Genomic DNA, 15562 nt, shown 5'->3' with positions numbered 1-15562 from the left:
AGAATGACGCTGTCATTGACCCTCGCCGCCGTCTGGGCGCTGGCAGCCAACATCCTGGCGATGATCCCCAGCCGCGACAATCACTGGCGGCGCGCCTATGTGCTGATTGCGCTGGGCATTCCGCTGTTGGGGTATGTCACCTATGAGAACGGCCCTTGGTGGGGGCTCGCCGTGCTGCTGGCAGGAATGTCGGTGCTGCGCTGGCCGGCGCTGTATTTCGGGCGCTGGGTGAGGCGCAGACTGGGACTGTAAATCTCCGCAAAAAAAGGCTGGTCGTGAAGGAAAGTTAATCTTTTCTTCCGGATCGCCTGGTATTCACACGGGAACATCTTGTGTTCCCTGTTTGATGCCTGCGTGCTGTTGCTGCTGGCGCTGGAGGTTGTTCTTGGCTGCTGTTGCCGCTCTTTGGCTGGTATTTGGTTTTGTCTGGCTGATCGCCAATTACAAGCTGGCGCGGGAAGGGCAGTGGCAAGCTGCCGCAGTGGTTGCTGCAATCTGGTTTGCGGTTCTGGTTTGGCTTGCGCCCGGCCTGCTGCACGAAAACCATGATCACGGAGCCGGGTTCTCCCTTTATTTCTATGGCCATCTGGTCTACGGACTGTGCTCGCTTGCAGGATGGAACTTGGGACGGAAACGGCGATGGCGGCGCAAGGCGAAAATATTCTTCCGGCGGTGCGTGGCCGCCTTACCGGGCAAAAACCGCTTGCGGAACTGACCTGGCTGCGGGTCGGCGGTCCGGCAGACCACCTGTTTCAGCCTGCGGATGTCGACGACCTGGCTGGTTTCCTGCGTCAGCTGGATCCGGGCGTGCGGGTTTTCCCGATGGGGGTCGGCTCCAACCTGATCGTGCGCGACGGCGGCATGCGGGCGGTGGTGATCCGTCTGGGCCGCGGATTCAACGGCATTGAAACTGACGGCGATACGGTGACCGCGGGGGCTGCGGCGCTGGATGCGCATGTGGCGAAACGCGCCGCGGATGCGGGCATCGACCTCACTTTCCTGCGCACCATTCCCGGCTCCATCGGCGGCGCGGTGCGGATGAACGCAGGCTGCTACGGCAGCTATACGGCAGATGTGTTCGTGTCGGCCACCATCGTGACCCGCCAGGGCGAGGTCCGCGAGATCACCGCGGAGGAGCTTCAGTTCCAGTACCGCCAGACCGCGTTTCCCGAGGGGGCTGTGCTGGTCTCCGCCACCCTGCGCGGTCCCAAACGCGACCCGGAGGAACTGCACGCCCGGATGGCGGCGCAGTTGCAGAAGCGGGACGAAACCCAGCCGACGCGCGACCGCTCGGCCGGCTCCACCTTCCGAAATCCGGTGGGGTTCTCCTCTACCGGGCGCGCCGACGACGTGCATGACCTCAAGGCCTGGAAGGTGATCGACAACGCCGGCATGCGCGGTGCGCGGCGCGGCGGCGCGCAGATGAGCGAGAAACATTCCAACTTCCTGATCAATACGGGTGGCGCAACTGCCGCAGATTTGGAGGGGCTGGGCGAAGATGTGCGGAAAAAGGTTTACGAAGATTCCGGCATCACGCTAGAGTGGGAAATCATGCGGATAGGTGATCCGCTTCCCGAATAACCGGAAATCTTGAGCGCCGGCAAAGGCTTCTGCACCGGCAGCTGGAGAAGGAACAGGGCCTGGAGCGGGTCCGGGAAGCTGAAATCTTAACCGTGGTAAAGGCACTGTTAATGCGCCGGTAAGATTTTGGGCGTTACGGTGCCGCACAGGCGGCAAGGCACCGCCGGTTTCAGGGGCGTCCAGCCCTGCAAGGATCAGCCGGGAGAAATCCGGCGCAAAATTATAAGGCGGGCCTGCAACGGGTCCCAAGAAACAGGGGCAAAAAGCCCCGCGTATATTGAGGCGTTTCGTGGTGAGTAAGTCGAGCAGGGCACTCCCGAAAGTCGCGGTGCTGATGGGCGGACCGTCAGCCGAACGCGAGGTATCGCTGTCCAGCGGCCGCGAATGCGCGGCCGCTTTGCGCGGTGAGGGGTTCGAGGTTGTCGAGGTGGATGCGGGCGCCGACCTGCACGCGCGCCTTTTGGATGTGAAGCCCGATGTGGTTTTCAACGCGCTGCACGGGCGCTGGGGCGAGGACGGCTGTGTCCAGGGCGTGCTGGAATGGCTGCAGATCCCCTATACCCATTCCGGTGTGCTGGCCTCGGCGCTGGCAATGGACAAGCAGCGCTCCAAGGAGGTCTACCGCGCCGCCGGGCTGCCGGTGGTCGAAAGCGGGCTGTTTGCCAAGGACGACGTGAGCGCGGGCCATGTGATGGCGCCGCCCTATGTGGTGAAGCCCAATAACGAAGGCTCCAGCGTCGGCATCTATATCGTCCATGAGGCCGCCAACGGCCCGCCGCAGCTGTCGGAGGAAATGCCGGCCGAGGTGATGGTCGAGACCTATGCGCCGGGGCGTGAGCTGACCACCACCGTGGTCGGGGACCGGGCGCTGACCGTCACCGATATCCTCACCGACGGCTGGTATGACTATGACGCCAAGTACAAGCCCGGCGGCTCGCGCCATGTGCTGCCCGCCGACCTGCCGCGTGAAATTTTCGACCTGTGCCTGGAATACGCGCTGAAGGCGCATGAGGTGCTGGGCTGCCGCGGTGTCAGCCGCACCGATTTCCGCTGGGATGAGGCGCGCGGCGCCAGCGGGCTTGTTCTGCTTGAAACAAACACCCAGCCCGGCATGACGCCAACATCGCTGGCACCGGAGCAGGCGGCCCATTGCGGCATGACCTTCGGCCAGCTTTGCGCCTGGATGGTGGAGGATGCCTCATGCAACCGCTGAAAAGCTGGTTCCGCAAGCCGGAGGACGGGCGCTGCGATCCTGCGCCGTCGCGGCTGAAGTACCGCCTGCAGCGCTGGATGCTGACGCCAGGCATCCGGTTCGGCCTGCGTTTCGGGGTGCCGTTCTGCCTGGTGTTTGCGGCAGGCAGCGCCTATCTGGCGGATGAGGCCCGGCGCGACACGCTGGTGGGGCTTTATAATGACGCCCGTGCCGCAATCCAGGAACGTCCGGAGTTCATGGTCAAGGTGATGGCGGTTGACGGGGCCGGCGCCAGTGTGGCGCGCGACATCCGCGAGGTGGTGCCGCTGGATTTTCCGGTCAGCTCCTTTGATCTGGACCTGGAACAGATCCGCGATGTGATCATCGGCCTGGATCCGGTGAAGACCGCCAGCGTCAGGATCCGCCCCGGCGGCATCCTGCAGGTCGATGTCGAGGAGCGCGAGCCGGCGCTGATCTGGCGCAGCCGCGAGGGGCTGGCGCTGCTGGACGAAAACGGTATTCACGTGGCCGAACTGGGCCGCCGCAGCCTGCATCCGGACCTGCCGCTGATTGCGGGCAAGGGGGCTGCCGGCCATGCGGCGCAGGCGCTGCGGCTGTTTGCGGCTGCAAAACCGCTGGGGCCGCGGCTGCGCGGGCTGGTGCGTGTCGGTGAACGCCGCTGGGACGTGGTGCTGGACCGCAAGCAGCGCATCATGCTGCCGGCCAAGAACCCGGTCCGGGCGCTGGAGCGGGTGCTGGCGGTCAGTGAAGTGCAGGATTTGCTGGAACGCGATGTGGCAGCGGTGGATATGCGTCTGGCTGGGCGCCCCACCGTGCGGATGACCGAAAACTCAGTGGAAAACTGGTGGCGGATCCGGCAGTTGAACGGGGGCGGGCAGTAACATGACAGATCTTTATCAATCGCAACGGGCGATGCGGCAGATGCGGCGTCAGGCGATGCAGCGCGGCGTGGTGGCCATTCTGGACGTGGGCAGTTCCAAGATCGCCTGCCTGGTGCTGCGCTTTGACGGCACCGGGCGGCTCAGCGAAGACGGCTCCATCGGGGCCCTGGCCGGGCAGTCCGGGTTCCGGGTGATCGGCGCCGCAACAACCCGTTCGCGCGGCGTGCAGTTCGGCGAGATCAACGCCATGCAGGAGACCGAGCGTGCGATCCGCACCGCGGTGCAGGCGGCGCAGAAGATGGCAGAGGTGCGGGTCGATCACGTGATCGCCTGTTTCTCCGGCGCCAATCCGCGCTCCTATGGGCTGGATGCCAAGCTGGACCTTGAGGGGCAGGTAGTCTCCGAGCATGAGGTGGCGCAGGTGCTGGCCTCCTGCGAGGTGCCGGAATACGGGGCGGGGCGCGAGGTGCTGCATGCGCAGCCGGTGAACTTCGCGCTCGACAACCGCTCCGGCCTGGGCGATCCGCGCGGCCAGATGGGTCAGACCCTGGCGGTCGATATGCACATGCTGACGGTGGACGCCATCGCGGTGCAGAACCTGGTGCGCTGCATCCAGCGCTGCGACCTGGAGCTGGCGGGGATTGCCTCCTCGGCCTATGCCTCCGGCTTCTCGGCGCTGGTCGAGGATGAGCAGGAACTGGGTGCGGCCTGTATCGACATGGGCGGCGGCGCCACTTCGATCTCGATTTTCATGAAGAAGCACATGATCTATGCCGATGCGGTGCGTCTGGGCGGCGACCATATCACCAGCGACATCTCGATGGGTCTGGGGATCCCGATGGCCAATGCGGAGCGGATCAAGACCTTCAACGGCGGGGTGCATGCCACCGGCGCCGACGACCGCGAAATCATCGACATCGGCGGCGACACCGGCGACTGGGAACACGACCGGCGCACCGTCAGCCGGGCGGAGCTGATCGGCATCATGCGCCCCCGCGTCGAGGAAATCCTGGAAGAGGTGCGGGCACGGCTGGATGCGGCCGGGTTCGAATACCTGCCCAGCCAGCAGATCGTGCTGACCGGCGGCTCCAGCCAGATTATGGGGCTGGACGGCTTGGCCAGCCGCATTCTCGGCCAGCAGGTGCGACTGGGCCGCCCGCTGCGCGTCCACGGCCTGCCGCAGTCGGCCACCGGGCCGGGTTTTGCCTCAGCCGTGGGACTGTGCCTGTTTGCCGCCCATCCGCAGGATGAATGGTGGGATTTCGAGATGCCTGCAGGCCGCCATCCGGCAGGCACCCTGGGCCGTGCGGTGCGCTGGTTCCGCGATAACTGGTAAAGCCGGGACGAGCGCCGCAAATCAATTCAGCCGGAACGGGCAAAGAGGGCGTGACAGCGCCCCGGTCACCCGTTAAGTTGTGCTTAACGTCCGCGGCAAACGCGGCGATTCAGCAGGCCGGGCAGTGGCCAGCCAAGTTTCGGAACCGACCTCCTCTGCAAAGCGATTTTGCGGCTGGAGAGGTTTTGTTGTGTGTGGCTTGTGCTCAATCCGCAATATCTGCTAGGGACGGCGAAATACCGCGGTTTTTGCCTTAGAATGAGGCCTTATTTTGTGGCTCGTCGTGCTTTTGGGGATGACGAAACCCCCTCTCCGCGGTAGATTATGGTGAATAGGACAGGAATAAGCCCTTTGCGGGAAGGGCAGGTAACACAGGCGGTATGAGCATGACGTTGAACCTTTCGATGCCCGGGAATGAAGAGTTGAAGCCGAAGATCACCGTGTTTGGTGTCGGCGGCGCTGGCGGCAATGCCGTCAACAACATGATCGCCAAGGAATTGGATGGCGTCGAATTCGTCGTGGCCAACACCGACGCGCAGGCGCTGCAGCAAAGCTCGGCCAAGAGCCGGGTGCAGCTGGGCATCAAGGTCACTGAAGGCCTGGGCGCAGGCGCCCGCCCGCAGGTGGGCTCTGCCGCGGCTGAGGAAAGCATCGAGCAGATCGTCGATCATCTGGCGGGCGCGCATATGTGCTTCATCACCGCGGGCATGGGCGGCGGCACCGGCACCGGCGCCGCGCCGATCATCGCGCAGGCCGCCCGCGAACTGGGGGTGCTGACCGTGGGTGTTGTCACCAAGCCGTTCCAGTTCGAGGGCCTGAAGCGGATGCGCCAGGCGGAGGCCGGTGTCGAAGCGCTGCAGAAGGTGGTCGACACCCTGATCATCATCCCGAACCAGAACCTGTTCCGCCTCGCCAACGAGAAGACCACTTTCACCGAGGCGTTCTCGATGGCGGATGACGTGCTGTACCAGGGCGTCAAAGGCGTGACCGACCTGATGGTCCGCCCGGGCCTGATCAACCTCGACTTTGCCGACGTCCGCGCCGTGATGGACGAGATGGGCAAGGCGATGATGGGCACCGGCGAGGGCGAGGGCGAGGACCGCGCGGTTCAGGCCGCCGAGAAGGCGATTGCCAACCCGCTGCTGGACGAAATCAGCCTCAAGGGCGCCAAGGGCGTGCTGATCAACATCACCGGCAGCCACGACCTGACCCTGTTCGAACTGGACGAAGCCGCCAACCGCATCCGCGAGGAAGTGGACCCGGATGCCAACATCATCGTCGGCTCGACCCTGGATACCGGAATGGAAGGCAAGATGCGGGTCTCCGTTGTGGCCACAGGCATCGACGCAACCGACGTGAACACCGACATGCCGGTGCCGCGCCGCCCGATGTCGGCGCCGCTGCGCCAGACTGTCAGCGTCGAGGAAAACCGCGCTGCGCCGCTGGAGCTGGAAACCCCGGTTCAGCAGCCCGCAGCCGCTGAGGCCGCGCCGGTTGCGGCTCCTGCCGCCGCACCAGAGGCGCCTGCCGCCGCCGCGGCCCTGGAAGAGCCGTCGCTGTTCGAAGAAATGAACACGCAGCAGGCTGCTGATCAGGACCTGGTGGAAGACGTCGTGGAAACCGTGGAGCAGATGGCCGACGATGGCCTGCCGCCCCCCGCGTACCAGCCGCAGGTGCCGGAGTTCCGTCCGCAGGCAGATGTCGCGGAAACCCCGCAAGCTGCCTTTGTGGCCCCCAAGGCGCCGGCACCGGGCACCCCGTCGCCGCAAGCGCTGGAGCGTTTGCAGGCCGCGGCCCAGCGGGTGCAGCAACCCCAAGCTCAGCAGCCGCAGGCTCAGCAGCCAATGCGCCCGGCGGCCCCGGCTCCGCAGCAGCAACATCAGCAGCAGCAAGCCCAGCAGCAGCCCGAAGGGCAGCGCCGCTTCGGCCTCAACTCGCTGATCCACCGGATGACCGGCAGCAACGACGCCCCGGCTGCCAAGCAGCAGCCGCAGGCGGTACGCCAGCAGCCCTCCATGCACGCGCATGCACCGGCGGCCCAGCCGCAGCAGGCGCAGCAGCAGGCGGATCCGGACCAGGAACGCATCGAAATCCCCGCTTTCTTGCGCCGCCAAGCCAACTGACGCATCACATATCGCGCTTCGAAAGCCGCCTTCGGGCGGCTTTTTCTTTTTTGTTCGCAATGGCTTAGTGTGTTCTGAGCGGTGTTTTGCCGAGCTGTTACAAGCATGTTTCAAACCGTTACAAAGATTGAGTTGTGCGTTTTTGAGCAAAACCTTAACTCTCATCCGCAACACGGCCCCCGAGGCCGGAAACAGTGAGACGAGGCGCAAAGTGCAGAACACGCTCAAAGCATCGGTGGCATTCGAAGGGGCCGGCCTGCATTCCGGCAAACCCGCACGCATGATCCTGATCCCGGCTCCGGCGGGTCATGGCATCGTGTTCAAACGCACCGACATCGCCTTGGGCAATACCCTGGTTCCGGCCCGCTGGGATCTGGTTGAGCGCAGCCCGCTTTGCACCCGCCTGGTCAATGGCTCCGGCGTCAGCGTCTCCACCGTCGAACACATCATGGCGGCGCTGGCCGGCTGCGGCGTGCACAATGCGCTGATCGAAATCGACGGCCCGGAAGTGCCGATCGTCGATGGCTCCTCGGCGCCGTTCGTGCGCGGCATCATGAGCCAGGGCGTGCAGCGCCAGAACGCGCCGATCGTCGCCTATGAAATCCTGAAGCCGGTAACGGTCGAGAAGGATGGCGCCCGCGCCACCCTGCTGCCCAGCGACCGGCTGACCATCGAATTCCACATCGACTTTGCCGAGGCCGCCATCGGCCGCCAGAGCAAGTCCCTGGACATGCGCAACGGCAGCTTTGCGCGTGAACTGTGCGACAGCCGCACCTTCTGCCGCCAGGCAGATGTCGAAGCAATGCAGGCCAACGGCCTCGCCCTGGGCGGTGTGCCCGGTGAGAACGCTGTTGTGTTTGACGGAGAACGGGTCGAGAGCGGCGCGGGCCTGCGCCACTCGGACGAGCCTGTACGCCACAAGATGCTGGATGCGCTGGGCGATCTGGCGCTGGCCGGGGGGCCGATCTTGGGGCGCTATGTTGGCGAGCGCGCGGGGCACGCGCTGACCAACACCTTGCTGCGGGCCCTGTTTGCGGAGCCGGGTGCGGTCCGGGCCGTCGCCTGCGATGCAGCGATGACCGCACGGCTGCCGGGGCAGGGGCTGATCTGGTCGGAAATCCCGGCCGAGCAGCGCCGCGTGGCATAAGGCAAAAGACCAAAGAACGAGCGGACAGACTGACCCGGGGCGTAATAGTCCCGGGTCTTTTACTGCAGGCGTGCCCGCAGATTCGGTCCCGCGCGGCCGGCCGGCCTTGACCATCGCCGGCTTTCTCTGCCAAGTGAGGGCGGAAGTGGCGAAAGGCGTTTTGCGCGCCATTTGAATATGCTAGAGACGGCATAACCGGGGCGGACACCCGTAAGGCAAAGACGGTGAGGTGAGGCATTATGAACGGCATCTGGGCGGGAGCCAAAACCCTCGGCGCGGTTCTGTTGGTGGCAGCCCTTGCTGGCTGCGGCGGCGATGGCGGCGCGGTGAAGCGCGGCGAGTCGGTCGAGGCATTCTCTCCCGATCAGATTTATGAGCGCGGTGAGTTCGAACTGGCCAACCGACGCCCCAAGGATGCCGTTTATTACTTCTCCGAGATTGAGCGCCTGTACCCCTATTCCGAATGGGCCAAGCAGGCGGTGATCATGCAGGCCTTTGCCTATCACCGGATCAAGGACTACGAGAACAGCCGCGCTGCCGCGCAGCGGTTCATCGACTTCTACCCGGCGGATGAAGATGCGGCCTATGCCCAGTATCTGCTGGCGCTGAGCTATTACGACCAGATCGACGAAGTTGGCCGCGATCAGGGGCTGACCTTCCAGGCGCTGCAGGCGCTGCGCACCGTGATTGAGGTCTATCCGGACAGCGAATATGCAAACTCGGCGATCCTGAAATTCGACCTGGCCTTTGACCATCTGGCGGGCAAGGAGATGGAGATCGGCCGCTATTACCTGCGCCGCGGCCATTACACCTCTGCGATCAACCGCTTCCGGGTGGTTGTGGAGGATTTCCAGACCACCAGCCACACGCCTGAGGCGCTGCACCGTTTGGTCGAGTCTTACCTTTCGCTGGGACTGACTGCCGAGGCGCAGACCGCGGCGGCTATTCTGGGCCACAACTTCCAGTCCACCGACTGGTATGAGGACAGCTACAGGCTGCTGACCGCAAACGGGCTCAAGCCCAAGGACCGCGGCAACAACTGGCTGAGCCAGATTTACCGTCAGACGATCAAGGGGCGGTGGCTGTAACGGCCGCCGCGGCAATGGGGCGGGGCAATGCTGCGCGCGCTTGATATCCGGGATATCCTGATCATCGATCATCTGGAGCTGAATTTTCAGCCCGGGCTGAATGTGCTGACCGGCGAGACCGGGGCAGGCAAGTCCATCCTGCTGGACAGCCTCGGCTTTGTGCTGGGCTGGCGCGGCCGTGCTGAACTGGTGCGCCAGGGGGCGTCCCAGGGTGAAGTTCTGGCGGAGTTTGAGCTGGGCGCGGGCCATCCCGCGCATGCCATTCTGGAAGAGGCCGGGCTGCCGGGCGGCAATGAGCTGATCCTGCGCCGGGTGAACACCGCCGAGGGGCGCAAGACCGCCTGGGTCAACGACCGCCGCTGCTCGGGCGAGGTGCTGCGGGCGCTGTCGGAGACATTGGTGGAACTGCACGGCCAGCATGACGACCGCGGGCTCTTGAACCCGCGCGGCCACATGGCGCTGCTGGATCAGTACGCCGGTGTGCAGGACCTGCTGGCACAGGTGCGCAGCGCCTGGAGCGCGGCTGCGAAGGCGCGCAAGACAGTGGCAGCCACCCGCGCTGCACTGGACGCCGTGCGGGCCGAGGAAGAGTTCCTGCGCCACGCAGTGGGCGAACTGGACAAGCTGGATCCGCAGCCGGGCGAGGATGTGGCGCTGGATACCCGCCGCCGCCAGATGCAGGCGGCGGAGCGCATCCGCGGCGACATTGCCCGCGCCCATGCGCTGCTGAGCGAAGGCGCTGAAAGTGCCATGAGCGAAGCGCAGCGCTGGCTGGAGGGCGTTGCGGGGCAAGAGGCTGAGGGCGGATTGGATGAGCCGCTGGCGGCGCTCAGCCGGGCGATGATTGAACTGGGCGACGCCCAGGACGGGGTCGAACGGGTGCTGGACAGCCTGGATTTCAATCCCGGTGAGCTGGAGGACTGCGAAGAGCGCCTGTTTGCGATCCGCGGCCTCGCGCGCAAGCATGATGTGCAGCCGGATGAGCTGGCAGGCTATGCCGTAACCCTGCGCACCAAGCTGGCGGCACTGGATGCGGGCGATCAGGATCTGGCCGATCAGGAAGCCGCGCTGAAAGCCGCGGAGGGGGCCTATACCGAGGCCGCCAAGCAACTGGGCGCAGTGCGCCGCCAAAGCGCGGCAGCTCTGGATCAGGCGGTGATGGCGGAACTGGCGCCGCTCAAAATGGAACGCGCGGTGTTCGAGACCCGCATCACCACCGCAGAGCCGGGGCCGGAAGGCATGGATGCAGTGGCCTTTACCGTGGCCACCAACCCCGGTGCACCGGCAGGCCCGCTGAACAAGATCGCCTCCGGCGGCGAGCTGAGCCGGTTTCTGCTGGCGCTGAAAGTCTGCCTGCGCGGCGAGGATTCCAGCAAGACGCTGATTTTTGACGAGATCGACCGCGGTGTAGGCGGGGCAACGGCAGATGCCGTGGGCCGGCGACTGCGCAGCCTTGCGGGCAGCGGGCAGGTGCTGGTGGTCACCCACTCGCCGCAAGTTGCGGCCCTTGGCGGCCATCACTGGCAGGTGCGCAAGCAGGTGGTCGACGGCATGACCCTGTCGCAGGTGGTGCCGCTGGCCGAGTCTGAGCGGGTGGATGAGCTTGCCCGGATGGTGTCCGGTGATACCATCACCGAGGAGGCCCGCGCCGCGGCCCGCGCTTTGCTGGCGGGATGACCCGCCGGCGCCAAAGACTGGGTGAGGGTTCTTTAACCGGACTGTGGCAGCTAGGGACCACAGAAAACAAAAAGACCCGCTGACAGGTTATGGTAGAAGAAATCCGCAGATCCCTTTCCGCAATTCTCCTGCAATGGCTTGCTGGCCTCAAGGACATCTGGCGGGTGCTGCGGCATCGCGGCCCCAGCCAGTTCCAGTTCTGGCTGATCGCGCTCATGATTGGCATCGCCGCGGGTTTTGCCGCGCTGTTCTTCCGCAAGGGGATCAGGGCGCTGCAGGCCTGGGTCTATGGCGCGCCGGATCTCGATTACCTGCATTCCTATGCGATGGGGCTGCCCTGGTATGTGCTGGTCAGCATTGCTGCAGGCGGCGGGCTGGTGGTGGGACTGATCCTGGACCGTTTCACCCCGGATGCCCGGGTGCGGTCTGTTGCCGACGTTATCGAGGGCGCGGCACTGCATGACGGACGGGTTGAGCACAAGGAGGGCCTGGCCTCGGCGCTGGCGTCCTTCATCACGCTCTCGACCGGCGGCTCCACGGGCCGGGAAGGGCCGGTGGTGCATCTTGCCGGGGTGATTTCCACCTGGGTCAGCAACCGCATCAACGCCGATGGCATCACCGGGCGTGACCTCTTGGGCTGTGCAGTGGCCGCGGGTGTCTCTGCCAGCTTCAACGCGCCGATTGCGGGGGCGCTGTTTGCGATGGAGGTGGTGCTGCGGCATTTCTCCGTCAACGCCTTTGCACCGATCGTCGTAGCCTCGGTTGCCGGAACCGTGATCAACCGGCTGGAATACGGTGACGTGACTGAGTTTACCCTCAACACGCCCGGCGCGCTGCAGTTCTATGTGGAGCTGCCCGCCTTTCTGATCCTCGGACTGATCTGCGGCTTGGTGGCCGTGGCGCAGATGCGGGCGATCTTCTTTGCCGAGAAGGTGGGCAATACGGTGCAGCAGCGCCTGATGCTGCCGCGCTGGCTGCGCCCAGCCGTGTCCGGGGCGATGCTGGGCGTGATTGCGGTGTGGTTTCCGCATATTATCGGGGTGGGCTATGAAACCACGGTTCTGGCGCTGACCGGAGGTCTGCTGCTGGGGCAGGCGGTGATATATACCGTGGTCAAGACTGCCGCCGTGGCCATCACCATGGGCGGGCGCATGGGCGGCGGGGTGTTCTCGCCCTCGCTGATGATCGGGGCGCTGACCGGGCTGGCCTTCGGGCTGATTGCCACCTCGGTGCTGCCGGATGTGTCCGGCACCCACACGCTTTATGCCTTTGCCGGCATGGGGGCGGTGGCCGCCGCGGTGCTGGGCGCGCCGATTTCCACCACACTCATTGTGTTCGAACTGACCGGCGACTGGCAGATCGGCCTGGCGGTGATGGTGTCGGTCTCGATGTCCACCGCACTGGCCTCGCGGCTGGTGGACAGATCGTTCTTCCTGACCCAGCTGGAGCGGCGCGACATCCACTGCGCGGCAGGCCCGCAGGCCTATCTGCTGGGCATGATCCGGGCCGGCGCGGTGATGCGGCCGATGGGCGACAGCCGCTGCGCCAGCCTGGAGGATTGCGAGGCCTTGGCAGAGGAGGGGCTGTGCATCCGCGCTGCCGCCTCGCTGGAGGCGGCGATGCCGGTGTTTGAACGGGCCGACGCGGCCTATCTGCCAGTTGTGATGGAGGAGGACGGCCGGGAGCAGGTCATCGGTGCGCTCTATCATGTGGATGCGCTGAAGGCCTATAACCGTGCCCTCGCAGCCACAGCCGCCGAGGAGCACAGGTAGGCCGGCGCAAGAGTTGCAGTGCTGCCCGCATCAACCCGTGGCGGTTTAGGGGAAACATTCCCCCTTGTTCCCCGGATATGTGAGATTTTGGATACAGGTTAAGGTTTAATTAATCTGTGCATTGCCCTGCGACAATGTCTGGCTCACCATTACGTGAGAAAATCGCAAAAACACTCACATTGGCAGGCACCAAAATGCGAAAATTCGAAACTGGCCCGCAAGAGGCCGGTACGAAAAACAAGGCGAACGAGCGGGAAAACGAACGGGCAGCACTGGAAGCAGTGATCAACTATGCGATCCAATGCGCGCGCGAGACGGATATCCTGGGCGCAGGCGACTCTCTGGAACAAGCCAGGCAGAATCTCAGCCGGGCCGTCCTGACCTGAACCCCTCCCTCTGAGCTGTCAGGCAGACAGATGCTGTGCGCGGCTGCGGCGGGGTAAGGCTGGCCTCATTCCCGCGAATATGAAAACACCGGCGCCAAGGCACCGGTGCGTGGTTTTTCAAACTTTTGCCGTCAGGCAGGACGGCATTGCGGCCGGCAGTCTGGCTCAGACCTGCTCCACCTTGACAGAGTCGCTCAGCACAAAGGCCAGATGGCCCTTGATCTGCGCCACGTCTTCCTTGGGATCCTCATAGCTCCAGGCTGCATTCTCCGTCACCGAGGATTTGTTGGCGATCGAGAAATAGCTGGCGTCACCCTTGTGCGGGCAGTGGGTGGTCTTGCTGGTGCGGTCCAGGAACGCCATCGCAATATCTTCGCGCGGGAAATAGATGACCGGATCCAGATCGCCCTCCGACAGCTCCAGTGCATTGGAGGTTTCCCCCAAAACGGCGCCGCCGGAGCGGACGGTCCAGGTGCCTTCGGCCTTGCGGATTCGGATAGTGGTCATGTGTGTTTTCCCATTCTCTTCGTTCGTGTCGTCTTGTGTTCAGCCTATGTAACACAGCCGTGTCACAAGGGGGCGGTTGCGGCATCAAGCCACGCCTTTGCGGCGGGGCTGAGCTGCGGGCCGATTTTTGCCAGAACCTCCTGGTGATAGCTGTCGAGCCAGTCTTTCTCGTCTGCTGTCAGCATGGAGGCATTCACCAGCCGCCGGTCAACCGGGGCAAAGGTGAGCGTGCGCCAGCACAGCATGTCGCGCTCCGGGTCGCTGGTGTCAAGGGCCGGGGCGGTTTCAACAACCAGAAGGTTCTCGATCCGGATGCCAAAGGCGCCTTCGCGGTAGTATCCCGGCTCATTCGACAGGATCATGCCCGGCTCAAACGGCACATGGCTGGTGCGCGCCAGCCGCTGCGGCCCCTCGTGCACACTCAGGTAGGCGCCAACGCCGTGGCCAAGCCCGTGGTTGAAGTCCTGGCCTGCCAGCCACAGCGGCATCCGGCCGATGCATTCGATGTCACGGCCCGCCAGCCCCTTGGGCCAGCGCAGGCGGGACATGGCGATCATGCCCTGCAGCACGCGGGTAAAGGCGGCGCGCTCCTCCTCGCCCGGCGTGCCGATGGCGATGGTGCGGGTGATGTCGGTGGTGCCGTCCAGATACTGGCCGCCGCTATCCATCACCAGCAGATGGCCGTCCTCCAGCCGAGTGTCGGTTTCTTCGGTCACACGGTAATGCATGACGGCGCCGTTCTCGCCGGTGCCTGCGATGGTTTCAAAGCTGATGTCGCGCAGGGCCGGGTCCTCGCGGCGCAAGGCTTCCAGCTTCTTCACCACGTCGATTTCGGTGATGGTGCCGGGGGCTTGCGCATCCAGCCAGGCCAGCATCTCCACGATGGCGGCGCCGTCGCGCAGGTGGGCGGCGGCGCTGCCTGCGATCTCGGCGGCGTTCTTGCGCGCCTTCGGCAGGGCGCAGGGGTCGCCTGCGGGCACCAGCCGTTCGCCCAGCTTGTCCGCCACGATCTGCGGCACGGTGCCGGAATCGGCAGCGACCGAGCCGTTGAGCGCCGCGGTGGCCTTGAGGAAGTCTTCCGGCGCATGGACAGTGACGGAGCTGTCAAAGTGGCCCTGCAGGCCTTCCAGCTTCTCTGCCGCCATGAACAGATCCACCCGCGCGTCATCGTGCAGGATGGCAAAGCCATGCGCCACCGGGTTTCGGGCAACATCAGCGCCGCGGATGTTCAAGAGCCACATGATGCTGTCGGGCAGGGTGATGACCGCCGCCGCCTGGCCCGCCTCGCGCAGGCCCTTGGCCAGCCGCGCGCATTTGTCAGCCGCGCTTTCGCCAGCATAATCCAGCGGATGCGCGGCCACCGGGTTCATCGGCGGCGCCGGCTGGTCCTCCCAGATCCGGTCCACCAGGTTTTCGCATTGCGCCAGGGTGATGCCGCTGCCCTTCAGCTCCCTTTCCAGCGAGGTGATCTGCCCCGCTGCATGCAGCCAGGGGTCAAAGCCCACCTTGCCGCCGCTGGGCAGCTGTTCCTTAAGCCAGTCCGCCAGCTGCACATCGGGCCAGGGCACAGGGGTATATTCCGCGGCAACCTGCCGTTTCACCTGGGTGCGGTAGCGGCCGTCGATGAAGACGCCGGCAATCTCCTGCAGCACCGCGCAAAAGCCCGCGGAGCCGGTGAAGCCTGTGAGCCAGCTGAGCCGCTCATCATGCGGTGCCACATATTCGCCCTGGTGGGCATCGGCACGCGGCACCAGAAAGCCGTCGAGACCTTCCGCCGCCAGTTCCTTGCGCAGGGCAGCCAGACGGGGCGGGCCCTGGTCCGGGCGGGCGGTCACGTCAAAGGTCTGATAC

The 15562-nt window shown here is 64.9% G+C and carries 14 protein-coding genes; 12 read left to right on the top strand and 2 right to left on the bottom strand.

What is annotated here, in order from left to right; genetic code table 11:
- Positions 1-3: 3 nt before the first annotated feature.
- The 12 genes from A9D60_RS03030 to A9D60_RS02980 all read left to right on the top strand — a co-directional run bounded on the left by A9D60_RS03030 (position 4) and on the right by A9D60_RS02980 (position 13204).
- On the top strand, positions 4-252 hold the full coding sequence (locus A9D60_RS03030; RefSeq protein WP_065266246.1) for a DUF2484 family protein: 249 nt from the start codon (positions 4-6) through the stop codon (positions 250-252).
- A 133-nt stretch (positions 253-385) separates the two neighbouring features.
- On the top strand, positions 386-715 hold the full coding sequence (locus tag A9D60_RS25935) for a hypothetical protein (RefSeq protein ID WP_141117801.1): 330 nt from the start codon (positions 386-388) through the stop codon (positions 713-715).
- On the top strand, positions 640-1581 hold the full coding sequence (gene murB, locus A9D60_RS03025) for a UDP-N-acetylmuramate dehydrogenase (protein WP_065266245.1): 942 nt from the start codon (positions 640-642) through the stop codon (positions 1579-1581). The genes A9D60_RS25935 and murB overlap by 76 nt, the downstream gene beginning before the upstream one ends.
- Positions 1582-1915: 334 nt before the next feature.
- Entirely contained in the window at positions 1916-2794 is an 879-nt protein-coding gene (locus A9D60_RS03020) for a D-alanine--D-alanine ligase (protein ID WP_254656621.1), read from the top strand.
- Positions 2782-3675: a cell division protein FtsQ/DivIB gene (locus tag A9D60_RS03015; protein WP_065266243.1), complete on the top strand. Its 894-nt coding sequence runs from the start codon at positions 2782-2784 to the stop codon at positions 3673-3675. Before A9D60_RS03020 ends, A9D60_RS03015 begins: the two co-directional genes overlap by 13 nt.
- Before the next feature lies 1 nt (position 3676).
- Complete coding sequence (gene ftsA / locus A9D60_RS03010) at positions 3677-5011, top strand: cell division protein FtsA (RefSeq protein ID WP_065266242.1); 1335 nt, start codon at positions 3677-3679, stop codon at positions 5009-5011.
- 386 nt (positions 5012-5397) lie between these two features.
- Positions 5398-7134, top strand: coding sequence for a cell division protein FtsZ (ftsZ, locus tag A9D60_RS03005; RefSeq protein WP_065266337.1), 1737 nt, complete (start codon positions 5398-5400; stop codon positions 7132-7134).
- 211 nt (positions 7135-7345) lie between these two features.
- Positions 7346-8281 (top strand): UDP-3-O-acyl-N-acetylglucosamine deacetylase, encoded by a 936-nt coding sequence (gene lpxC, locus A9D60_RS03000; protein WP_065266241.1) that lies wholly within the window; start codon positions 7346-7348, stop codon positions 8279-8281.
- Positions 8282-8520: 239 nt separating this feature from the next.
- Positions 8521-9369, top strand: a complete 849-nt coding sequence (locus A9D60_RS02995; RefSeq protein ID WP_065266240.1) for an outer membrane protein assembly factor BamD — start codon at positions 8521-8523, stop codon at positions 9367-9369.
- Positions 9370-9396: 27 nt separating this feature from the next.
- Entirely contained in the window at positions 9397-11046 is a 1650-nt protein-coding gene (gene recN, locus A9D60_RS02990) for a DNA repair protein RecN (RefSeq protein WP_065266239.1), read from the top strand.
- An 89-nt stretch (positions 11047-11135) separates the two neighbouring features.
- Positions 11136-12818, top strand: coding sequence for a chloride channel protein (locus A9D60_RS02985; protein ID WP_065266238.1), 1683 nt, complete (start codon positions 11136-11138; stop codon positions 12816-12818).
- A gap of 194 nt (positions 12819-13012) precedes the next feature.
- Positions 13013-13204, top strand: coding sequence for a hypothetical protein (locus tag A9D60_RS02980; RefSeq protein WP_065266336.1), 192 nt, complete (start codon positions 13013-13015; stop codon positions 13202-13204).
- A 165-nt stretch (positions 13205-13369) separates the two neighbouring features.
- Here A9D60_RS02980 and A9D60_RS02975 read toward each other — a convergent pair whose 3' ends face one another.
- Positions 13370-13711: a DUF427 domain-containing protein gene (locus A9D60_RS02975; protein ID WP_039179322.1), complete on the bottom strand. Its 342-nt coding sequence runs from the start codon at positions 13709-13711 to the stop codon at positions 13370-13372.
- A 62-nt stretch (positions 13712-13773) separates the two neighbouring features.
- A partial coding sequence (locus tag A9D60_RS02970) for an aminopeptidase P family protein (protein WP_065266237.1) occupies positions 13774-15562 on the bottom strand: 1789 nt, incomplete at its 5' end.

Origin of the sequence: Leisingera sp. JC1 (assembly GCF_001679925.1) — a bacterium.
GTDB lineage: Bacteria > Pseudomonadota > Alphaproteobacteria > Rhodobacterales > Rhodobacteraceae > Leisingera.
This window is presented reverse-complemented; position numbering and strand designations above follow the sequence as displayed.